This window comes from Martinezella lusitana (genome assembly GCF_014207095.1).
GTDB lineage: Bacteria > Pseudomonadota > Alphaproteobacteria > Rhizobiales > Rhizobiaceae > Rhizobium > Rhizobium lusitanum_B.
This window is the reverse complement of sequence record NZ_JACHBG010000027.1, coordinates 16,341-39,514: the sequence shown is the minus strand read 5'-3', so window position 1 is coordinate 39,514 and position 23,174 is coordinate 16,341. Positions and strand designations below refer to the sequence as shown.

General features: G+C 58.5%; 15 protein-coding genes. 11 read left to right on the top strand and 4 right to left on the bottom strand.

Translation table 11 applies throughout. The features are described 5' to 3' along the window. Positions 1–26 precede the first annotated feature (26 nt). From GGD46_RS29765 to GGD46_RS34090, 3 genes are all read left to right on the top strand, one after another. Positions 27–1,847: an ABC transporter ATP-binding protein gene (locus tag GGD46_RS29765; protein WP_184710562.1), complete on the top strand. Its 1,821-nt coding sequence runs from the start codon at positions 27–29 to the stop codon at positions 1,845–1,847. Positions 1,848–2,315: 468 nt separating this feature from the next. After that, positions 2,316–4,172: a YadA-like family protein gene (locus GGD46_RS29760; RefSeq protein WP_184710560.1), complete on the top strand. Its 1,857-nt coding sequence runs from the start codon at positions 2,316–2,318 to the stop codon at positions 4,170–4,172. Positions 4,173–4,246: 74 nt separating this feature from the next. Continuing rightward, the gene (locus GGD46_RS34090; protein ID WP_246806507.1) at positions 4,247–4,897 is read left to right on the top strand and encodes a hypothetical protein; all 651 of its coding nucleotides are present in this window, start codon (positions 4,247–4,249) and stop codon (positions 4,895–4,897) included. A 127-nt stretch (positions 4,898–5,024) separates the two neighbouring features. On the opposite strand, the gene GGD46_RS29750 is transcribed toward GGD46_RS34090, so the two are convergent. Then, a complete protein-coding gene (locus GGD46_RS29750; RefSeq protein WP_184710558.1) occupies positions 5,025–5,921 on the bottom strand; it encodes an MBL fold metallo-hydrolase in 897 nt (298 codons plus the stop codon). A gap of 26 nt (positions 5,922–5,947) precedes the next feature. Then, positions 5,948–6,586, bottom strand: a complete 639-nt coding sequence (locus GGD46_RS29745; protein WP_184710556.1) for a DsbA family protein — start codon at positions 6,584–6,586, stop codon at positions 5,948–5,950. 163 nt (positions 6,587–6,749) lie between these two features. On the opposite strand from GGD46_RS29745, the gene GGD46_RS29740 reads away from it, so the two are divergent. The 4 genes from GGD46_RS29740 (at position 6,750) to GGD46_RS29725 (ending at position 12,427) form a co-directional block, all read left to right on the top strand. Next, positions 6,750–7,661, top strand: a complete 912-nt coding sequence (locus tag GGD46_RS29740) for a LysR family transcriptional regulator (RefSeq protein WP_184710554.1) — start codon at positions 6,750–6,752, stop codon at positions 7,659–7,661. Positions 7,662–7,768: 107 nt separating this feature from the next. Beyond that, positions 7,769–10,594 carry a xanthine dehydrogenase family protein molybdopterin-binding subunit gene (locus tag GGD46_RS29735; RefSeq protein ID WP_184710552.1) on the top strand — a complete coding sequence of 942 codons (2,826 nt, stop codon included), beginning with the start codon at positions 7,769–7,771 and terminating at the stop codon, positions 10,592–10,594. Then, complete coding sequence (locus tag GGD46_RS29730) at positions 10,591–11,136, top strand: (2Fe-2S)-binding protein (protein ID WP_184710550.1); 546 nt, start codon at positions 10,591–10,593, stop codon at positions 11,134–11,136. The genes GGD46_RS29735 and GGD46_RS29730 overlap by 4 nt, the downstream gene beginning before the upstream one ends. A 7-nt stretch (positions 11,137–11,143) precedes the next feature. Continuing rightward, positions 11,144–12,427, top strand: a complete 1,284-nt coding sequence (locus GGD46_RS29725; RefSeq protein ID WP_184710548.1) for a cytochrome c — start codon at positions 11,144–11,146, stop codon at positions 12,425–12,427. Between the two features lie 177 nt (positions 12,428–12,604). Here GGD46_RS29725 and GGD46_RS29720 read toward each other — a convergent pair whose 3' ends face one another. Beyond that, positions 12,605–12,979 (bottom strand): hypothetical protein, encoded by a 375-nt coding sequence (locus tag GGD46_RS29720; protein WP_184710546.1) that lies wholly within the window; start codon positions 12,977–12,979, stop codon positions 12,605–12,607. A gap of 344 nt (positions 12,980–13,323) precedes the next feature. Between GGD46_RS29720 and GGD46_RS29715 the strand changes: the two genes are divergently transcribed. Beyond that, on the top strand, positions 13,324–14,322 hold the full coding sequence (locus GGD46_RS29715; protein WP_184710544.1) for a Gfo/Idh/MocA family protein: 999 nt from the start codon (positions 13,324–13,326) through the stop codon (positions 14,320–14,322). A gap of 494 nt (positions 14,323–14,816) precedes the next feature. Next, the gene (locus GGD46_RS29710) at positions 14,817–16,580 is read left to right on the top strand and encodes a PAS domain-containing methyl-accepting chemotaxis protein (RefSeq protein WP_184710635.1); all 1,764 of its coding nucleotides are present in this window, start codon (positions 14,817–14,819) and stop codon (positions 16,578–16,580) included. Between the two features lie 179 nt (positions 16,581–16,759). Here GGD46_RS29710 and GGD46_RS29705 read toward each other — a convergent pair whose 3' ends face one another. Next, positions 16,760–17,626, bottom strand: a complete 867-nt coding sequence (locus GGD46_RS29705) for a LysR family transcriptional regulator (protein ID WP_184710542.1) — start codon at positions 17,624–17,626, stop codon at positions 16,760–16,762. 97 nt (positions 17,627–17,723) lie between these two features. On the opposite strand from GGD46_RS29705, the gene GGD46_RS29700 reads away from it, so the two are divergent. Both GGD46_RS29700 and GGD46_RS29695 read left to right on the top strand, forming a co-directional pair. Next, positions 17,724–19,109: an MFS transporter gene (locus tag GGD46_RS29700; protein WP_184710540.1), complete on the top strand. Its 1,386-nt coding sequence runs from the start codon at positions 17,724–17,726 to the stop codon at positions 19,107–19,109. A 903-nt stretch (positions 19,110–20,012) separates the two neighbouring features. Continuing rightward, the gene (locus tag GGD46_RS29695) at positions 20,013–22,352 is read left to right on the top strand and encodes a methyl-accepting chemotaxis protein (protein ID WP_184710537.1); all 2,340 of its coding nucleotides are present in this window, start codon (positions 20,013–20,015) and stop codon (positions 22,350–22,352) included. Positions 22,353–23,174 lie beyond the last annotated feature (822 nt).

Sequence of the window (23,174 nt, the reverse complement as noted above, 5' to 3'; positions counted from 1 at the left end):
CGTGGAATAAGACAGGAATAGAGATCATGACCCGGAATGACGCTGTTAAGCCTGTGCTCTCAGTGGAGAACCTCACCACATCCTTTCTGGTGGAGGGCGGCTGGAAACCGGTGGTGCGTAACATCTCCTTCACCGTCGATCCGGGCGAGACCGTAGCGGTCGTGGGTGAATCCGGCTCGGGCAAGAGCGTAACCTCGCTTTCGATCATGCGGCTCCTGCAGAAGGACACCAGCCGCATCGAAGGTCGTATCATGCTCAACGGGCGCGATATACTAGCGCTCGACGAACCGATCATGCGGCAGGTGCGTGGCAGCGAAGTGTCGATGATCTTTCAGGAACCGATGACTTCGCTCAATCCGCTCTTCACTATTGGCGAACAGATTTCCGAGGCGCTGATCTGCCACAAGCCGATGAGCCGAGAGGAAGCACACGCCGAAACCATCCGCCTGCTTGAGCGCGTGCGCATCCCGTCTGCCTCTTCGCGTTTCGATGAATATCCGCATCGCTTTTCCGGCGGCATGCGCCAGCGGGTGATGATCGCGATGGCGCTTGCCGCGCGTCCCAAGCTCTTGATCGCCGACGAGCCGACGACCGCGCTCGACGTAACAATCCAAGGGCAGATCCTCGATCTCATCAAGACCTTACAGCAGGAAGAGGGCACCTCCGTCCTCTTCATCACCCATGATATGGGTGTGGTGGCCGAGATTGCCGATCGCACCGTGGTCATGTTCCGCGGTGATGCGGTGGAGAGTGGTCCAACCTCCGAAATATTCCACAATTCACGCCATCCCTATACGCGGGCGCTTTTGTCGGCAGTGCCCATGCTCGGCTCCATGAAGCCCTATTCGCGTCCACTACGCTTTCCCGATCTCGACCCCAAGACGGGTCTGCCCGAGGAGCCGATCGTGTCGCCGGATACGGTGGATCACACCGCGCCGCCGGTGCTTGAGGTGAAGAATCTGATCAAGCGCTTCGATATCCATGCCGGCCTGCTCGGCCGTCTGCAGGGGCGAGTGCACGCCATCGAGAATGTAAACCTCACTCTGCAACCGGGTGAAACCCTGTCGCTCGTTGGGGAATCCGGCTGCGGCAAATCCACGACTGCCCGTGCCATCATGCGCCTGATCGCACCACAGGGAGGATCGGTCAAAGTTGATGGCGAGGAGGTGCTGCGGCTCGACAGCAAGGCGCTGCGTCAAATGCGCCACAAGATGCAGATGATCTTTCAGGACCCCTTCGCCAGCCTCAATCCGCGTATTCGCGTGGGCGAGGCCATTGCCGAGCCCTATCTTGAGCACCGAATGGGCACAAAGGTTGAGGCCCGTGCAAAGGTGGCGGATCTCCTGCAGCGTGTCGGCTTGCAGCCCGATATGGCCGATCGCTTCCCGCACGAGTTTTCCGGCGGCCAGCGGCAGCGCGTCTGCATCGCCCGCGCATTGGCCATGGATCCGAAAATCATCGTCGCGGACGAATCCGTCTCAGCGCTCGACGTTTCGATCAAGGCTCAGGTCATCAACCTGATGCTCGAGCTACAGGCGAGCCTCAAGCTCGCCTATCTGTTTATCAGCCATGACATGGCCGTTGTGGAGCGCGTCAGCCATCGCGTGGCGGTGATGTATCTGGGCGAAATCGTCGAGATCGGCAAGCGGTCGGAAATCTTCGAGAACCCGCAGCATCCCTATACGAAAAAACTGCTGTCTGCGGTGCCTATCCCCGATCCGGAACGTCGACATCTGCGCCACATGATGGAGGTGGAAGAGTTGAAGAGCCCGATGCGGCCCGTCGACTATGTGCCGCCGCGGCGCGACTATCGCCAGCTTAGCGAACATCATTTCGTGCAGACGTGACAATGAGCCCGCCGGTGCCGGGGTTTCCTCAGCGCTGTCCTGTCCGATTTCAGCGGATGCAAGCCGTCGGTGGAATTGCTGCCGTCGTAGTAAGCCGTCGGATGTTGTTCCTTTTTGCTGCTGCTGCGCTCTTTTCATAGCCCCTTTTGGGAACTCCACTTCAGGTGCCTGTTTAAAGAGAACGGGTGCAACCCCAAACATCGCAAGCCGTCGAGACAAGCTGGCGAGCGCTTATCCGCGCGTCGGTTCGACACCGCCATCTTTCGTGGCAATGGCAGGCTTTTCCCTCCAAAGGCGGACGGAGAAAGCGAGGGCACGGGTCGCAATTTAAGGTGAATTCCCATCCTGCCCGTGGATAGACGAGGAAAATATTCAATACATGCTAGAAATCAAAAAGCGTAACTCAACCAAATATTGACTTGCCGAGGCCGTATTGTAATGTGCTTGGCAAAATTGGGGGCGTGGGGCATGGGCAGCATTGTGCATTCTTCGAAAGTCGTCAAAAACGTCGCGACGGCGGTCACGATTGGGATCGGGCTCGCGATCCCATTTAAGCCTTTCAGTGCATTGGCCCAGGTCGCATGCGGAGCGCCCGCCGGCGGGACCGCAACCGGCTCCGCAGCATTTGCCTGCGGTCCTGGCGCAACCGCAAGTGGCGTCGCGACAACCGCGCTCGGTGCAAATGCGATCGCCACGAATCCCAATATCTTCGGCAACAGCGGTAGTACAGCGGTTGGCTCGGGCGCCAATGCCAATGCCGAGGGCGCGACGGCTGTCGGCGCGGACTTAAATAGCGGAACGACTGCGGGAAACTATTCGACGGCTGTCGGAACGGGGGCATTCTCGACGGGTTCTCATTCGGTGTCGATCGGTGGAGCAGGCGTACTCGTTGATTCCACATCGGCCGCGGGTGACAATTCAACAGCCGTCGGCTCATCGGCCAAGGCTTTCGCGAACGGCGCGACTGCGGTCGGGGGAAACAATCTGCAGACCGGATTTAACTCGGCAGGCGCCTTTGCCAGCGGCATCAATTCGACGGCAGTCGGCTCCAATTCTGCTGCCGGGGGCGCGGCTGGTAATGGCTTTGCAAATGAAGGGACGACCGCGATCGGGTCTCAAGCGGCGGCCGGCACAACCGGAACAGGGCAAAGCTTTGCGACGGCGGTTGGTTATGGTGCAGAGGCAAGCGGATCTTCTGCCACGGCCTTAGGCGCGAATTCCCACGCTGGTAGTGATGCCGTCGCGATTGGTCTCTCGAGCGCGGCAACCGGCGGTGTGGCGGCAGGACTGTACTCGAACGCGGGCTATCTGTCGGCATCCATCGGCGCAGGTGCGGGGGCGTCAAACATCGCTTTTTTCGCACCTACTCCAGGCACGACCTCGGCGTTCAACACCTCAGTCGGGGTTGGAGCCGGAACGGTGATGTTCACGACATTTAACGGCGTCGCGGCCTCGACCACGTCGGCCTTCAACACGGCCTTGGGGGCCGGGGCCGGGAGCGGGGTCACTGGTTTTGACAACGTTGCGAGCGGGCTTAATGCCGGAAACAATGTCATAGGCAATGACAACATCGCATTCGGCACCAATGCTGGCAGTAATATCGGCACGTCGGCTGCACCAGTTAGCGATACGATCTCGATTGGCCGGGGAGCCACGGCTAGTCTGAGCGGCAATATAGCGATAGGCGCGGGCGCGGTGTCGTCCGCCGATCCGACCACGGCTGTCGGATTCATGTCGCAGGCGACAGGCAACAATGCCTCGGCATTCGGAGCAAATGCAATAGCTTCCGGCCTCAACTCAACGGCGATCGGCCAAGGTACAAAGGCTGCTTTTGCAAATTCCACCGCTTTGGGTCAGGGAGCTGCGGCAACTCGCGCCGACCAGGTCGCTCTTGGTACCAGCTCCAGTACCTATACGATGTCTGGCCTGACATCGGCTAAAAGCAGCGCTGCCCAGATTGGCGCGACAAATTATGTCACGACCGATCAGTTCGGTAATCTTGCAGCGTCCCCCTACGGCCCAGGTTCGATTGCTTCACTCGAGTCGGGTGTCAAGAATCTACAGGCCGGTATTGATCGGCTAGATAACCGCGTCGATAGGGCATTCGAAGGTGCAGCAATGGCGATGGCGATGGCAGCACCAGCAATGCCCGGCGACAAAAACTATGCCGTTTCCATCAACTGGGGTGATTTTCAGGGCGAGAATGCCTTCGCCAGCACTGCACAGGCGCGGTTGAGTGAAAACCTCATGATTCACGGCGGTATCGGCTATGGAGCGAGAACGCATAGCGTCGGTGGTCGCGTCGGACTGACTTTGGCCTGGTAGCTGCAGTCTGCCATTGAACATTTTCGCCGGCCGTATCGGCATGGCAGGTTATCAGGACCGGGCAAGGCGTTATTATGGGCTTGATTGCTTTCAACCGACTCTTTGTCGCTGCTTTTCTGTTCCTCGGCGCAGAGACCGCCCTTGCGCAACAGCAGGACGCGCAGCAAGGTCCCGTAAGCTCCCCGGAGCAAAAGGTTCCCCAGGAACATAAGAAGACGCGACCGATAAAGCCGCTGGCACAGGTTCGGTCAGCAGATATCGACAAGAATGGCGTGCTCATTCTGGTGAAGTCTGCGTTGATAGCGCTCGATCAGGCAAACAGAACCGGCAATTATACCGTGCTGCGCGATCTCGGTTCGCATAATTTCCAGGCCAACACCGCGGCAAGACTCGCGGAGATTTTCGCGCCGCAGCGGCAGCAGAAACTGGATCTTGCCGGGATCATTGTGCTTGAGCCTCAGCTTACTCTTCTACCACAAATCGAACCGAATGGCATGCTGCACCTGGCAGGATTTTTCCCCTCAACACCAGTACAGGTCAACTTCGAACTCCTCTACGAGCCCGTCAATCGCGAATGGAGGCTTTACGGCCTTTCCGTCAACCTCTCTTCCGGTGGCCCGAAAGCCCCGGAGACGGTTGCTGCAGACGAGCCAGAGGTTTCGCGTTTGCAACCCAAGCCACCCACAGTCGATATCCTTCCGTCGGACAAGAAAACAGGCAAGTGATGGCAGCCACGTGATCCGCTGTTGCTCCCAGAGCAAGTAGTGCGGCTGCGGCGCTATCGTCGCCGGGCCGCAGCACACGTCCTTGGAATTACGCGGATGCGATGCAGCGGAGCTCACATAAGGCCGCTCATCCCCATTTTACCTCACCCTTTACGACCTTGGCACCTAGTTCAAGGGAACCGACATCGGCGAGATTGGGATATCGCTTTGTCATCGCGGCGATCAAAGCTGCGCTGTCCTTGGCCTTCTGTTCTTCCTCATGGAAGGCGACAAGGTAGTCTCGCGTGAACTTGACGGCATCAAGCCCCTGCGGCGCGCCCTCCGTCTGATGGGCGGGGAGGACGATCTCCGGCTTGCGTGCCGCCAGTTCGTCAAGCGCCTTGATCCATGCCTGGCGCTTTTCAGGAGTGGCCTCGTCGGCGACCCAGACATGAATGCCTGAGGATACCAGCACGCCGCCGAAGACGGCCTTGAGGGAAGGAACCCACAAATAGCGGCGATCATGCATGTCGGGAATGTCGACGATCTCGATCTTTTCGCCGTCGAGCTCGAGTACCTTCAGATCCGACGCAGTCGGAATGACGACATCGGCCAATTTCTGCGGACCGTTTTCCTTCAGTTGTGGTCCCCAAGTGGCGAGCTTGCCTTCCACATTGGCATGGATGGCCGCAACCGTGGCAGGCTTGGCTATGACCTTCGCATCTGGAAAAGCGTCAACGATCGGCCGGAGGCTGAAGTAATAATCGGGATCATTGCAGCTCACATAGATGGTACTCAACTGCTTGCCCGCCGACTTGATGGCGTCTGCGACGGCGCGCCCATCGGAAAGGGTGAAGCCGCCGTCGAGGAGGATCGCCTCCTTCTTTCCGGTGAGCAACACGGGCGTGCGGCGAAAGCCTGTCTCGGGCGCCTGGAAATATTGCCAGTTGAGCTTTGCACCTGCGGCGCGGGAGGCAGCCATGGGGATAATCGAGATGGTGCTGGCGGCAAGCGAAAGTTTCAGTGTGTCACGTCTGGTAAACATGCTGGTTCCTTTATCGTTCGCGGGGGTTAAGCGGCTTTCAGATGTGCCACGAGGTTGTCATAGCTGCTGAACAGAGCACTGGCGTCGAGAAGGCGCTGTTGCCCGTTTCTTTCGATCGCAAGCGCCGGAACTCCGTTCGCGCCAAGCCGGCGAAACAGATCCTGACCCTGCGCGATCAGGTGCCGATTGCTGGCAAGGAGTTCGTCCGGCGCTTCTATCAGCAGGCTTGCTGCGTCTGCGAGACCTTCGGAGGCGAGCAGATCGGCGAGGACAGGCAGACTGGTGATGTCGAGCCCCGTCACATAGCGGGCATGCTGTATGACGCGCAGCGCATCGAAGCGCTTGCGATAGTCCACAATGCCGGTCGCTGTGATAGCAAGGGTGGCGGCGCCGGAATCGAACAGCGAGCCTGCCTTATTCAAGACCTTGGAGCGATAGTCCTCGGAAAACGGCTGGCCGCTCAGACGTTCGATGCGCTGATCGTTCGACCAGGCATAGGCTGCAAAGGTTGCATCCATCTCGCGGGCACCGGATCCGGAAAACAGGCCAGTCGGCAGAAGGTGGACGTCGATGCCCGCCGACAGCAGGCGCTCGATCATCGGGCTTGCGCCATAGCACCAGCCGCACAAGGGGTCGAAGAGATATGTGGCTGACAATTCCTGCATGGCTCGGGTCCTCTGTCTAAAGCAGGATGCCGAAAAGTGTATGCGATTTTCGCACGACATCATGCTCTCCTTCTTTGATTCTAGAGCCGGATCATCTCAGCTCTTGCCGTGTGGATAAATATCAGTCAATCGTACAGACCGTATGATCTGATCAGACAATGACATGAGCGAGCTCCTTAATCTCAACAGGCTGGTTTTCTTCACCTCCGTCGTGGAGACGGGGTCGTTCACGGCCGCAGGCGAGCGGCTTGGTGTCGCCAAGGCCGTGGTCAGCCATCAGGTGGCGCGCCTGGAGGAGGAACTTGGCGTCTCATTGCTGATGCGGACGACACGGCGGCTGCATGCGACAGAAGAAGGACGGGCGTTCTACGACCGCTGCGTGATCATCCTGCGGGAAGCGGAAGCCGCCTATGGAGAAATGTCCCTACATGCGAGCGAACCCGCCGGCACACTGACGCTGACCGCACCATTGGATTATGGCGCCGCAGTCGTTGCCTCGGTGGTTGCTGCCTATCGCGATCGCTTCCCGCAAATGCGCGTCGATCTCATATTCGACGACAGCGTGATTGACCTCGCCAATGGTCAGGTGGATCTGGCCATTAGGGTTGGGTGGCTCACCGATATGAGCAACAAGGCGCAGCGCCTTGGTACTTTCCAGCAATATCTGGTGGCAACGCCGGGGCTCGCGGCCCGCTTCCCCGAGACCATGGAGCCCGCCGATGTGTCGGCGCTACCCTGGATCGAGAACGCGGTTCTACGCCAGCCGCTGCGCTGGGTCTTTTCCAAAGAAGGGCGCCAATCGGAGATCGTCGAGATGCGCTCCGCGGTGCGCACGGACAAGACACCCTCTGCCTATGCCTGTGTGAAGGCCGGCATCGGTGTTTCGGTGTTCCCAGACTATATGGTCGTCGATGATATCGCAACCGGACGCTTAAAGCGACTGGTTCCGGAGTGGACGCTGCCTGCCGGCGGAATCCACGCTGTGCTGCCGATTGCCCGCTTTCGTCCCGCCAAGGTGAGACGATTCATCGAGATGCTGCAGGCCGCCGAGAGAGGCCGGCGCAGTCACGCCTGACACTGACGCGAGTTTTCGATCGGCCTTACAACATTCTTGCGAAAAATCAGTCTGTTGATCTAAACTAGCAGTTGGGAACGATCCGAAAGCACGACGGAGTCAGTGCCATGAACAGGGCCTTTTCTCGCAGGGATTTTCTGAAAGCAAGTGTGGCTGCAGGCGTTGCGATCAAGGTAACGTTTCTTGCGCCTGCGGCCGAGGCACGGCTGATCGAGACGCCGCCCCGACCCGGCCCCGACTGGCTGAACAACGCAGGCAAGCCGAAATACCGGCTTGATGCCATCGCCAAGGTCACCGGTGAAAAGACCTTCTCACGCGACTATCGTGCCCGCGACCTCGAAGGATGGCCAAAGGAACAGTCGCATGCCTTTCTGCTGCATGCGACGAGAACGGACCTCGCCTTTGCCGGCATAGACCTCAAGGTGCTCGGTGAGGATCTGAAGCCGGATCGCATGGTGCTGCACGAGGATCTGGCGGCCGACGGCGTCGAAATTCCGGTGCCGGGTTTTTATGGTGACGTCTTTCTGGTGCCGAAGGGGCAGACGGCGCGCCTGCTTGGCCAGCCCGTGGCTCTGCTCATCTATCACGACTTCGCCCGCTATGACGCAGCCAAGCGCTTGGTACGCTTTGACGACAGCGTCGTGCGCTATGGTGAAAAGGCGGCATCCACCACGCCCGGTCCTTACGCCTCTGCGCGCTATGTGCGTATCGACGGGGGCGATCCCGCTGCGGAGGACCGCTATTCATCCCTCAAGGACACGGTGATCCGAGCCGGCTTCAAGGGTGACGAGCCGCAATGGCCGGTCCCCGGTGACGGCGACGCCATGGCGCGGGGCATGGCGGCAGCTGCCGAAATTGAACGGGAAATCGCAACAGCTGGTGACGATGTCCTGGTCCTGAAACGTCACTTCTTTTCTCAGTCGACGGATGCCTCTGCGATGGAGGCCGACAACGGCAATGTCTGGTATGATCCGACAAGTGGAATTCTGCATGCGATGATCGCGACGCAGTCGCCTTATGAGGTCGCAGAGGTTGCAGCTCATATGGTCTCGAAGTCGAAATATCCTCTGAAGGAAGTGGATCTTCGCGTCGGCTATACTGTCGGTTACGGCACGAAGGATCACGCGATCTTCCCATTCTACTGTGTGCTAGCTGGGCTCTACGGCAACGGTCATCCGGTGCGCCTTGCCAATGATCGCTACGAGCAATTTCAGATGGGGCTGAAGCGCCATGCCTTCTGGATGGACAATGTTCTGGTCGTCGACCGCAAGACCGGGCAGTTCCGCGCCATGACCGGTGTCTATAAGAATGACGGCGGCGGCCGCGAGAATTTCTCTGCCTCTGTCGGTGCGGTCGGGGCGACCGCCGCACAAGGGATATACTACCTGCCGAAAAGCGATTTTTCGGCGGCGGCAGTCGCGTCTCGGGCAGTCGACGCCGGCTCGACCCGCGGCTACGGCACGCTCCAAACCATGTCGGCAACCGAGATGATGGTCGACGAGGTGGCCGAGCTGATCGGCATTGATGTCATGGACCTGCGGCTGAAAAACGTCCTGCGTTCGGGCATGAAGAACCAACAAGGTGCCGTTCCCGCCGGCGCCATGCGCCATGAAGAGATTATTCGCAGAGCGCGCGCGCATCCGCTATGGCGTGATCGGCAGAAGAAGAAAGAGGCTTTCGACGCGGCCAATCCAGGCAAGAAATATGGCGTCGGCTACGGACATGTCCACAAGGACTATGGGACCGGGGCAGAGGCTGCGCTCGCCACGATCGAGTTTGATGCCAAGGGGCGGCTGAAGCTCGTCCATGTCGCTCATGAAATCGGCACGGGTGCGACGACATCACAGGCCATCATGGTGGCCGATATTCTCGGCGTAGTGCCCGCTGATACCGAATATGGCAAGGTGCGTTGGCCGCAAATGCCGCTCGAAACCACCGATCAGCCCTACACTATGTCGCAGGACGAGGAAAACCAGCGGATGCGCAATCCACGCTGGACCCCTTCCTTCACGTCCCCAATGAGCGCTTCCAACAGCGTCTACTATCTCGGCCATGCTACGCGCGAGGCGGCTCAGGCCCTGATCGATCTTGCGATCTGGCCGGCGGCTCAGGCGCTCTGGTCTCGAGGCATCGGCGGCGGTCAGATCGCGCCCGAGGCGGTGCGGCGGCGCGACCTGCGGCTCGCGGGCGGAATGGTCAACGCCGCCGGCCTGCAACCGCTCACCTTTGCGGAGGTCGCGGCCGAAGCGCATCGACAGGGGCTGGTCACCGGCGTGACGGTCCATACCTTCAATCGCTGGCAATGGGCGGAAGCGGAGTTCGATCTCGGCACGCTCGGGCAGCATTGTTTCGCCATCGACGCCTTGTCCGTGCGCTATGGTGACGGCGCCCCGGCTGACCGCAAGGCGCTGATGACGCTGGATGGCTGGCAGTTCGTCGACCGCAAGAGCGTTGATTACCCGCAGGTCCAGCGCAACAATGCCGGCGTAACCTACTATACGCCCATGGCGACGCTTGCCGAGATTGTCGTCGATACCGCAACGGGTGACGTATCCCTGCTTTCGCATCACTCGATCATGGATTGCGGCCGGCAGATCGTGCCGGAACTTGTATCGGGACAGATCCAGGGCGGCCTTGCCATGGGTATCGGCCATGCCCTTAAGGAGTTTCTGCCGCTTTATGAGGATGGCCCGGGCGATGGCACCTGGAACTGGAACCGCTACGAGCTTCCGATGGCAAAAGATGTTGCCGTATGGTCGCAGACCTACGAGATTCTGCCGCCGCTCTCTGAAACCGACACGCCCAAGGGAATGGCCGAGGTTGTCATGATTGCCGTCGTCCCGGCGATCGCCAACGCCGTCGCGCATGCCATCGGCAAGCGGTTCTACAGCCTGCCGATCACCTCGGACAATATTCTGGAGGCGCTGTCATGACCCTTTCATCAAAGCAACTGTCGCTCACCATCAATGACAAAGCCGTCGGCCCGATCGACGTGCCCGAAGCAATGATGATGCAGGACTTCCTCTATGAATATCTCAATCTGACGGGCTCGCGCATGGGCTGCGGCCAGGGCATCTGTCATGCCTGTACCGTCATCGTCGAAAAGGATGATGGCGCGCTCGAAGAGATGCGCACCTGCATTGTTGGTGCTCACTGGTTTGCCGGCCGTAAGGTCAGAACCGTGGAGGGACACGCCAAGCGTGACGCCAATGGCGCGATCATGGAACTGTCGCCGGTGCAACAGGCCTTCATCGAGCATTTTTCCTTTCAGTGCGGCTATTGCACGCCCGGCTTCGTGACGGCTGCAAGCGTCCTCCTGGATAAGCTCAGGCGTGAGCCGGTCAGGCGCGCTGAACTCGAACAGGCGATCACGAATACGCTCGGCAGCCACATCTGTCGCTGTACCGGCTATGTTCGCTATTTCGAGGCAGTGCGCGATCTTGCCCTTCAGACCCCCGGTTTGGTGAAGGCGTAGTGCGATCATGATCAGAAAATTGTTTTGGACCATAGCCGGTGCGGTCGTCCTGGGCGCCGTTGTCGCAGGCGCTATTTTCCTGGGACTGTTTGAGAAGAGCGTGGTCGGAAAGGACGTCGACCAGGCTTTGACGGGCGATCAGATGAAGGATCTCGCCAAGCGCGGCGCCTATGTCGCGGTGGCCGCGGACTGTTATGCCTGCCACACCGCGAAGGGCGGGGCGCCATGGGCGGGCGGCCTGCCTTTCAAGACGCCGTTCGGCACGATCTATGCGACCAACATCTCGCCGGACAAGGATAACGGCATTGGCAACTGGACGCGCGCGGAGTTCCATCGGGCCGTGCGCGACGGTGTGGGAAAACACGGGCATTTATATCCGGCAATGCCCTACGCATCCTATCGCAAGATGACGGCGGAGGATGTCGATGCCGTCTACGCCTATTTGATGACGCGCGAGCCGATGAAGGTCGCCAACAAGCAGAATGAGTTGGGCTTTCCATTCGGCATCCGTCAAGGCCTGACCTTCTGGAACCTCTTCAACCTGCATTCGGATCTATCGACTGCGGATCAGGCGCGCTCGCCCGTTTGGAACCGCGGGCGGTATCTTGCGGATGCGCTTGCCCATTGCGGAGAATGCCATACGCCGCGCAATCTACTGCAAGGCATGCGGCAGGACGCCTATCTCCAGGGCTCGGTAATCGAGGGAGCCAATGCTCCCGATATCACCAAGGGCGGCTTGACGCAGATGGGCTTCACCCCACCGGTGCTGGCTGCGTTCATGAAATCCGGTCTGTCGGCTCAGGGCGCGATGACGGGACAAATGTTCGAGGTCGTGCATTTTTCGACGCAATATATGACACCAGACGACCTTAGCGCTTTGTCAGCCTACCTCTTCGACCTTGACGATCTTTCGAAGGGACAAGCGCCTGCGGCATCATCCCCCATCTCTGTTGCGCCCGAGCTCACGGCTTCGGCACGGCCGACCTATCTCGCGCTTTGCTCGGGCTGTCACGGCGTCGAAGGGCAGGGCATCCCGCATGTGGTGGTGCCGCTCGACACCAATGCCACTTTGCGGTTGACCAGCGCGCGTAATCTTGTGCGCTCCGTCGTGGAGGGTATTCCCGCCCAGCAGTTTCCGGGATTGGAGCGGATGCAGCCAATGCCGGGCTTCGGTCATCAGCTTGACGACCGTCAATTGGCTGATCTCGTGAATTGGCTGCGCGAAAGCTGGGGTAATCAGGAGTCCAGACTGACGCCGGATGAGGTGAAACAGCTGCGCGAGGGCAAATGAAGCCGGTAGACTGCCAGCGAAGGGCCTGCCGATTGCGGCAGGCTCAAGGACACGGACTGGGGGATCGACCATAGAGTGGCTCGGACGATCAAACGTCGCTTCGTTGTCCTTGAAATGCCCGGCCTAAGTCAGGTTCAACAGGGCGAGCCGGGGTCAAAACACCGATTGTATGGTGGCTCAACCCGAGACCTTGGTTTCGCTCAGCAGATCGGGTGCCTCTTTGGCCTGTCTGACGACGTGGATGGCCTCGCCGACGATCTCGCGTCGCCGTTGCCTTGCAACGATGATGGCATGCGCTCGCTCCGCCTGCGTTGCCGCAATGTTGGCAGGCGGTACGGAGACTTCATTCTCGATCATGTCAATCAAAAGGTTGCGCATAACGCCATTGTCTTCTTTCAGCCGCTCCAGCTCGCCAATCAGCGGGGACGCTCTCAATCTCTGGTCAATCACGCGATCAATCGCCTTTTCGGCGAGACGGGTCCGCACCGCAAAGAAACGTGCGATGACAAATGTGCAAACAACAGCGCATAGCGTGAGGGTAAAATACGGCATGGCAAGGCTCCTGTAATACAACAGAGATTGGGGCGAGGAGCCGAGGTTTCAATAGATGTAACCTGCTGACGGCATCAATACAGGCTGGGGCTTGCTTCCCACCGGCTCTCCTAGGGCGGAACCTGCGACGATATGCCTGCCACTGACGCCTTCCGATCACCTGAGTGTGGCAATTTAGGTCCTGATCTCCAACCCAAACGGCCTTCCCACCGAACGAAACGCGGGACGACAGCTGCAATTACCGGATGGCAGTTTTTCTGCCGTGACTGGCAGATTTAAAGCGCTTTCTTTCTCCTCGTGCAGCAGCTATCGCCTTTGCAGCACGGTGACGCTGGGGGAATGACATGTTGCGCTGGGGTTTCTTGGGGACGAGCTTCATTTCTCACACGATGGCGAAAGCGGTTGCGAGAAGCGCTGGCTCCAAGCTCGTGGCGGTTTCCGGACGCGACCCGGCGCGACTTGACGCCTTTGGCACACAATATGATGTGCCAAAACGATATGACACGTTGGAGGCTGTCGCAGAAGACGCAGATGTTGACGTGATCTATGTCGGTCTTCCGAACGATCTCCATGCCCGTGCCGTGCTGGCCGCGGCTGCGCAAGGGAAGGCAGTTCTCTGCGAAAAGTCGCTTGCGACCACTATGGACGATGCTCGTGCGATCTCAAAGGCTGTCAGGGATAGCGGCATATTCTTTGTCGAAGGGTTGATGTATCTCGGCCACCCGATCATTGCCGCCTTCGGGGATGTTATCGCGTCCGGTCGCTTGGGGCGCCTGCGCATGGTTTCGGCGACTTACGCGGCGGATATTTGGGATGTCGTCAACCCGAATGGCAATGGCACCGTCTTCAATCTCGGGTGCTATCCGGCTTCGCTGCTGCATTATGTCCTGAAAAGGGGCGGCGGTGACGCTGTATTTGAGCAGAGAAGGGTACAAGCTATCGGTAACCGCTCCCCAAAGGATGGTAATATTTGTGACGCAGCAGCGATCCTCAGGTTCGACAATGGGCTTATCGCGGGACTGACGAGTACCGATAGTTTTGGCATGTCCCATGAGTTCACCGTTCGAGGCGATCTGGGCTCGCTGCGCTTTCTCACCAATCCATGGCTGCCGGCGGCCGGAGACAATAGTTTCGAGATCGAAATTTATGGCCATCCGGTCGAAAGGATTACACACTCATCGGACCATGACGCTTTCGATTATCAGGTCCAGCTTGTGGAAGCGGCGATCGCAAATGGGCATCGCGAAGCCTCGTCGCCATCGCCAAGCCTTGCGGATTCGCTTGAGATCATGAGCCTTCTGACCGAGTGGCAGGACTTGACCGAAAGCGCGATCGCCGATTGATCCGGCCTGTTTGTGCTCCAGCCTGAGCTTGTAGGAGGCAAGTCGTCGCGCTTGGTCGGCTCTCGACCGGACGCAGCCTTTTCAGTTCGCTCTCGCATATGGTTGTCGCCTTCGATCTCCGCGCGGATTGAGTGACGTAGACGATAGCACTTGTCTCTTCGCGCAATGTTTGCCGCACGATCTGCGTTGTTTCGGCGCTCTCAATTCATCTTGGTTCAGCGACTGGCTTCGATTCTCGCTGTTTGAAGCAGAAGTCTTAGAGAAATTACATAGTGTAAAACTCATATATGAACTATTATATGTAAATGATAGTCTACCGGCGTCCCGCGATATTCTATCTCCCAAAGTATTGTCCGTGCGAATTCTCATCCTAAAGATTTCGTTAAGTATTATGGTTTATTAAAGTTGAACATTCTAATTTTGTAGATCCGAAGGAACTAATACCTTCGTCGACTAAATTTCGTGTTGAGAGAGCCGGAAGGGATATGACGACGATGTTTGGAATCCATAGTACTGCTGGAACGATGAAAACTGGTGCGTTGGATGCGATGAGCGCCAATATCATGATCGCCGACGCCAAGCTTAATATCGTCTACATCAATCCGGCGACCCGCGACTTGCTGCAGGAGGCGGAAGGAGACCTCAAGAAGGAATTGCCGCGGTTCAGCATGGCGACCCTGGTCGGGTCCAACATCGATATCTTTCACAAGAACCCCGCGCATCAACGCTCAATGCTGGCGGCTCTAAAGAAACAACACAGGGCAACGATATCCGTTGGCCATCGCATGTTCGACTTGATCGTCACGCCGCTTATGCGGGCGGAAAGGATCATGGGCTTCGTCGTTGAATGGGCCGATGCGAAAGCAAGACTCCAGAATACCGACTATCGCAACCAGCTGTTGGCGATCAATCGCGTGCAGGCGGTGATAGAGTTTACGCCGGATGGCGAGATCGTCAGCGCCAACGACAATTTCCTTGCGGCGGTGGGCTATACGATCGCCGAAATCAAAGGGCGGAATCACCGTATGTTTCTGGCGGAAGGGGAGGTCGGAGACCGTGAGTTTGAACAGCTCTGGACGGATCTGCGTGCCAATAAGCCTCACATCGGAGACATCATTCGCTACGGTAAGGGCGGGAAGGCTATCTATCTCAATGCCTCCTATAATCCGATCACGAACGATGCCGGCAAGGTCGTGAAAGTCGTCAAATTCGCGACGGATGTCAGTGAGCGCGTCTTTGCCGTACGCACGGTCGGCGATGCCTTGTCGAAACTTGCGCTCGGCGATTTGAGCTTCTCGCTGGACCGAGCCTTCGCAAAGGACTTCGAGGCTCTGCGCGAGAATATGAATTCGGCTCTGCAGCAACTTGGCGATACCCTCGCCTCGGTTTCCCGCTCGGCGGGCATGATCGACGATGGCGCACGCGAGATCAGTGACGGCGCCAACAATCTCTCGCGGCGCACCGAGCAACAGGCAGCGGCGCTCGAAGAAACTGCCGCCGCCCTCGATGAAATCACGGTCAATGTCGGTAATGCCGCAAAGCGGGCCAATGAGGCGCGGCAGGCTGCCGCTACGGCTAATGACAGCGCGCATCACTCCGGTCTGATCGTTGCGGATGCCGTCGGCGCAATGGCGCGCATCGAAGAATCGTCGAACAGCATCGGTAACATCATCGGCGTTATCGATGAGATCGCCTTCCAGACCAACCTCTTGGCGCTTAATGCGGGTGTCGAGGCTGCACGCGCCGGTGAAGCCGGCAAAGGATTTGCCGTCGTCGCTCAGGAAGTGCGTGAACTCGCCCAGCGTTCGGCCAAAGCCGCCAAGGAAATCAAGGAGCTGATCCGCAACTCCTCTGAGGAAGTTCGGCATGGCGTGCAACTGGTTCATCAGACGGGTGACGCGCTGAAGGTGATCAAGGATAATATCACCTCGGTCAATGAGCACATGCAGGCGATAGCAGTCTCTGCGAATGAACAGTCCACCGGCCTCACCGAGGTGAACTCCGCTGTCAATCAGATGGATCAGGTGACACAGCAGAACGCAGCAATGGTGGAGGAGGCAACGGCCTCGAGCGCGACCCTTTCCCAAGAGGCCGAAAGACTGCGGCAGATGATTACGCGCTTCAAGCTATCGGGCCTGTCAAGCTATGCCGGCGCAGCTCAACCGACGGCGATATCTGGCGATGAGGAAGCACTCGCTTCATTCGGTAATCCGAAGAAAGTCATACGTCTGTCCTCCAATTCCGCCGCGCGAGGTTGATGAGACAGGACAAAGGTCCTTGCGGATGGATAGATTTGATGCCGGCTCCGAAAATCGATCCGCCGGTCTGCCTCATGGACAATCCGGCGGGAGCCTGGTGTGCTGCTATTCCGCCGGCCATCGCGGTCAAAAGGCGAGGATCGGCCGAACGCCGATCCTCGTCCGGCCCAAACTGGAAACTACGTCGTCAGCAGCGGCTCGCCAGCCACGACATTGATCACGAAGTCCATAACGGCGCGTATCGGTCGCGATTGGCGCAGATCACGATGAACGGCAAGCCAGATGTCGCGCGTAAAAGATGGGAAGCCCTGATCGATGCGGACGAGATCGGGATCCGCTTCGCCGAGGAAACAGGGCAGGCCGGCGACCCCGACCCCGGCCCGCGCAGCAATCAGATGCTCGCTGATATAGTTCAATTCGCAAACGACTGGTCGTTCGCCTGCGATGCCGAGTAGCCACCGTTGCTGTGGCATGTCGGAAAATCCTTGATCATAGGCAATGAACTGCCACCGCTGAGGCGTTGCAAGATGGGCATAAGCGCGATGCGCATAAAGGCCGAACGGCATCGTGCCGATCTTGCGCGCTATGCTGCCCGTTTCATCGGGCCGCACCAGCCGAACGGCGACATCTGCCTCGCGGCGACTGAGTGATACTTGTTCGCCATTGGCCGAAAGTGACAGCCGAATGTCCGGATAGTCCTCATGGAAGCGAGCGAGGTGGCGGGCAAGGAGCGGCGCGACCAGCACGGGCGGTGCGCTAAGCGTGACGCGTCCCGCAAGAGGCTTGTGTGCGGCCTTCGTCAGCCTTGCGATGCCGTCCACGCTGGTCTCGATCGCTAGGGCATGCTCGCGCACGGCCTCGCCGATTGTCGTCAGTCGAGCAGAGCGCGGCAGCCGATCCACCAGACGCACGTCGAGTGCGGCCTCGAGGGAGGCCAGGCGGCGGCTGACCGTTGCATGATCGACCTTCAGCTTGCGCGCCGCCGCCGAAAGCGTCCCGCTCTCGGCAACGGCAAGGAAATGGCGGATATCTTCCCAATCGATCATCTGTGCAAATTCTCAAGGATCACTGGCAGATATACCGAATTTTCGCAGGCAGTGCAGGGATCTATTTTCGAGGAAATCACTTTCTCGGATTATCCCTATGTCACTCACCTCTCAATCGCGTTCGCGTCCGCTGCTGACACTCGTCGGCTCGGCCTTTGGGTTCATTCTCGTCCTTCTCGACGTCAGTGTCGTAAACGTTGCTCTTGATGCACTCGGCACCAGTTTCGAAACCGACATTGTCGGGTTGGAATGGGTCGTGAACGCCTATACCCTCGTCTTTGCCGCGCTATTGCTGACGGCCGGCGCGCTTGGCGACCGCTTCGGCGTGCGCACCATCTTTGTGCTGGGCTTCGTTTTGTTTACGGCGTCCTCCGTCGCTTGTGGGTGGGCGCCGACGCTCACGATGCTGATTGCGGGTCGGATCGCCCAGGGTGTCGGCGCCGCGTTGCTCGTGCCGAATTCGCTTGCTCTCATCCAGCAAGCCTTCCCAACGCCTGCGGCGCGAAGCCGGGCAATCGGCTGGTGGGGCGCAATCGCTGGATCATCGCTGGCGGCCGGGCCGGTGGTTGGCGGCCTGCTCGTTGCCCATCTCGGTTGGCGCAGCATCTTCCTCGTCAATCTGCCGGTTGGGATCGTCGGACTGGCGATCATCCTGTTCAGCGCGCACGAGAGCCCGAAGAAGCCCGGCCGCTCACTCGACTGGCCCGGTCAGATCGCGATTGTCGGAGCGCTTGGGGCTCTGGCAATGACGTTGGTCGAGGCCGGCGGCCTCGGCTGGTCGCATCCACGGATCATCCTTTCAGGCTTGCTTGCGTTGCTCGGGATTGCCGCGTTTCTTTGGATAGAGGTCAAAAGCAAGGAGCCCATGCTGCCATTGACGCTATTCGGCGCGCCGGCTTTCAGTATCGCCTCAATCAACGGCGTGCTGATCAATTTCGCCTACTACGGAATGATCTTCGTCTTCAGCCTGTTTTTTCAATGGGAAATGAAATTGTCGGCGAGCGAGACTGGCTTTGCGTTCTTGCCGATGACCATCATGATCCTGATCGTCAACCTGGTGATGAGCCGGGTGATGACGATGGCAAGCCCAAGGGTGCTGATGGTATTCGGGCAATGCCTTTCAGCGGCTGGCTACCTGCTGTTGATCCCGGCCTCCGCCACCGGTTCTTATGCGACGCTCGTCCTGCCGATGCTGATGGCGGCAACCGGCATGGCGGTTATGGTACCGACCGTAACCAATGTGACGCTCGCTTCCGCTGCAACCTCGCAAGGGGGGATCGCGTCTGGCGTCCTCAACACCGCACGACAGGTTGGCGGCATGTTGGGTGTGGCGATTTTCGGCTATCTGGTGCGCGATGCGGCACCATCGGCCTTCCTGTTCGGTATGCGAATGTCATTTGCCATTGCAGCGGGCCTGCTTCTGCTCGGCGGGCTCCTGTCATTCCTGGGACTGAGAGCAGAACGCAAGAACGTAACGGTATGATCGCAAGCCAGATTTGCCTGAGGCAGGCAATGGTGGGCGAGGATGGGAGTTACGGCTCAAGCCAGCAAGGCGTCCGTCTGGAGGCTCTCGGACAATTCTACTTCGTCAGCTCGTTGACGCGGTTGAGGGCACTGGACAGCGCCTTTAGCCAGTCCGTGAAGCTGAGTGGCTATGCCCGCGCTTGCGCCGACAGCAATGGGTGCCGTGTCGACTGCGAGGCGGATGAGGGGACGAGAAGTTGTCAGCATGAAAACCGTCCTTGAATGCGGCCAGCTTGCACGCCTGCGCACGGGCATATTCTTCGTAAATGTTGCGCGACATGCCGAAGGAGCGCGCCAGATGGGGTAGCGCATTCACATCCGTATCGTTCTGGCGTGCCGTTGTCGCGCCCGCCAGGATGCGATTGTGCCGACGAACAACATCAACGCTTGTAAAGATGTATCAAAATATCGCGTCACGCGAATAGGCGACATAATCATAGACCGTCAGTAACGTTGCATTACCTAGCGAGGAATCCTGGGCCGGCCATTCGGCGGGCGTTGGGGTGAAGCGAAAATGGGCTTCGCCGCATCTCCAACTGCAATTACATTAGTGGGGTGTGTGGTTGGCGTCAGACCTATCCTTTGGACAGTCGAACAAGCACCGCTGCAACTTGCCGATCAGGCGATAAAATGCGCGGATCGACACATACCCATGTGTTTTTAGGGGCGAGCATTAATTCTGTTTCAACAAAGCTCGGTTAACTGTTCTTCCGATTGGACGGGCCATGAGGCGCCTGTGTTCGGGCGTTGCCTCGATAGCTCACGGATTGCAATTTTAGAAACCACACCAAAAGAGCTCCAGAAATTCTGTTTTAGGCGAAGCGGGTTAGCGTCATTGCACCCGGAGCGTAGGTGGGTGATTATGATTTTTTCTCTTCGAAATATACTTGTCGGAATATTCCTTCTTCTCAGTGCCGCACTTTGCGTGTTGACGGGATCGTCCACGCTTGAGGCCTATCGAGGCGAAAGCACCTATTCTGACGTCTCGACGTTTACCGAATTCGACCGGGCGCTTTTCCAGACGCTTGCCAACTTCCGCAACGAGCGAGGCGATGGCTCGTCGCTGGCTAAGCTCGAGCTTGGCACGCAAGACGCAACGATTGCGATGCTGAAGGCGGACCGGGACATCGTCGATAAATATATGGCCGAGGCAAAATCCGTCTCAGCGAAAATTGACGATCAGTCGCTCAAAGCGCCGATCGCCGCCGTTATGAGCGCCTATGATCGCGTCGTCGCATTCCGTTCAAAGCTTGACGGTGAAGTCGCCAAGAAGCTTGCAGATCGCGATCCGACGCTGCAAGCTGCGACATTGGATATCGGCCAGCAATTCTTGACCGCGTTGGAAGCAGGCTCGACCGCAGTTGAGAGCCAGATCCGCGCGAGCGATCCCACAATGGCGGCATTAATCCAGATCCGCGGGCTGACATGGTACACCCGCGCGACCGCCGGCGCGGCAAATCTCCTGTTCGTCAATACGCTTGCCTCGGGCGAGGCGATGAAGCCTGAGGAACTCACCAAGATCCAGCAGTTCGACTATACCGCGAGCTTCACCTGGGGGCAGATCGGCACTCTGGTCAACCATCCGTCGACGCCGCAAGTCGTGAAGGACGCTTACAAGGTTGGCGACGCCACTTATTTCAATGGGGATTTTGCGGCAAAGCACAGTGCATTGGTTGCGAAGTTCGCAGCCGGCGAAAAGAAGCCTATGGCCCTCGACGACTGGCGTCCGCTTGGCAATGCTGCCCTTCTAACCATCACAAACACCGCGGCTGCGGCTGCAGATGGTATGGTGGCAAAGGCCTCCGCCAGCTACAATGACGCTCTCTTCAGCCTGATTGCCTACGGCGCCGCGTTCCTTGTGGCAGCGGCTCTCAGTCTCATCGGCATCAGCATTATCATTTTCCGCGTTACCAAACCCATCGCCGCGCTGACCCATTCGATGACAGCACTTGCCCAGGGCGACCTCTCGGTTGCGATTGGCGGCGTCGAACGGCGTGACGAGATCGGCGCAATGGCGCGTTCGGTGCAGGTGTTCCAACAGGCAGCCATTCGCAACAAGGCGCTCGAAGACGAAGCTGCCGACGCACGCCTGAGATCCGAGCACGAACGCATCGAGGTCCAGCGCCGTGCCGAAGCGGACGCCGAGCAGAGGCTCTTGCAGGCAACAAGCTCGCTCGCGACAGGTTTGCGTCACCTGGCCTCCGGCGACCTGCTTTGCGAGATCGAAGCACCTCTCGATGCACAGTTCGAAGCCTTGCGTCACGACTTCAATTCGTCGGTCGCCCAGCTTCGCGCCGCCATGTCTCAGGTCGGTCAGGCAGCATCGCTTGTAAACAGCGGCAGCTACGAGATTTCGCAGGCTTCCGATAACCTCTCGAAACGTACCGAGCAGCAGGCCGCGTCGCTTGAAGAAACGGCTGCCGCTCTGGAGCAGGTGACCGCCAACGTGCAGTCGACCTCCAAGCGAACAGGCGACGCGCGTGACCTCGTGCGTGGAGCCCGCTCGCGGGCGGAAAATTCGAGCCAGGTCGTAAATAACGCCGTCAATGCCATGGGCAGGATCGAGCATTCCTCCAGGCAGATCAGCCAGATCATCAGCGTGATCGACGAAATCGCCTTCCAGACCAACCTGCTGGCGCTCAACGCCGGCGTTGAAGCGGCGCGTGCGGGCGATGCCGGCAAGGGCTTTGCGGTGGTCGCTCAGGAAGTGCGCGAATTGGCGCAACGTTCGGCCAATGCCGCCAAGGAGATCAAGGCTTTGATCGGTAACTCCGAGGTTGCAGTCAACGAGGGTGTCAGGCTCGTCAATGACACCGGTGAAGGCCTTGCGGCGATCGCTGACCTTGTCCTGCAGATCAATCAGCACATGGACGCAATCGCAACGGCCGCTCAAGAACAGTCCATGGGCCTGTCGGAAATCAATAGCGCCGTCAATCACATGGACCAGGCGACCCAGCAGAACGCCGCAATGGTCGAAGAGATGAACGCGGCTGGCGCCGGCCTGGCCGAAGAAAGCAAGCGTCTCGGTGAGCTCCTGAGCGCATTCCGCACGGGCCAGGTCGAGCGCGCGACGCCGCAGGTGAAGTCCGCAACGCGCATCGCCTCTGCGCCGACAGCGGGTCGTTTCGCCGGACGCGCCGTTCCGGCCACGCAGGGCAATGCCGCGCTTAAACAGCTCCAGCAGGAGTGGTCGGAGTTCTGACCGGTCAGGCGCAGCAAAATCGCTGAAGCTTAACCGCAGTTCAATCCGCAAGACTGTGCCCCGGATCTCTGGTCCGGGGCATTTTTACTTCGTGATTTCAGCACCACCGGCGAGGATGCTATCCTGGCGTTCTTCAGGGCATGGTTCTGACCTCTCGCAGAGGGCTTCCCTGAATGCCGGCCGGGTGACTTCCAATGGTGCCGGCCAGGCATTTCCGTCCGAGTTGGGATTTGGCTTATATTTCTGCGGCTGGAGACCGTTGGCTCCTGAGGGAGGAATGAGCCGGATAACTTGCCGGCTACGCCGAAAAGGACATCGGCGCCGTTTGGAAAGACGTCATCTTCCCTGCTCGAACGTGCGAATCGAGAGGCAGATTGTCGGTCTCAGGCTCGTCAACGTCGGATATACGGACAAGAAAAGCGCAGCCACTGATATGTAGATCTCAAAAGTCTACTTAAGGTCGCATCTTTGAACGAATCGCGTCAACACGTTCTGAAGTAGTAATGAGTTCATTCTAATATTAGTAAAATTTCTCAATATTTTAATCGGATTCACGCAGAAATTCTCTTGTTAACATAGCGGGCTATGCTCAGCCGAATGGCCCAAAAGACTTGTTGCGGCCGCGCAACATCCCCGCTGAGGCTGTGAAAAGCCCAAAAATAGTCCATGGTTTGCCGGCCACTTGGCTTGCGCCCCTGGAAATTAACTGCTTCAGGAGATTAAATAGAAATCTATTTTGCAGAATATATCACTTCGTCTACGGTATGTAGGTGAGTAAGCTTTACAAAATGTTCATGCAAAGTATAGCTTGGGGGAAAGGGC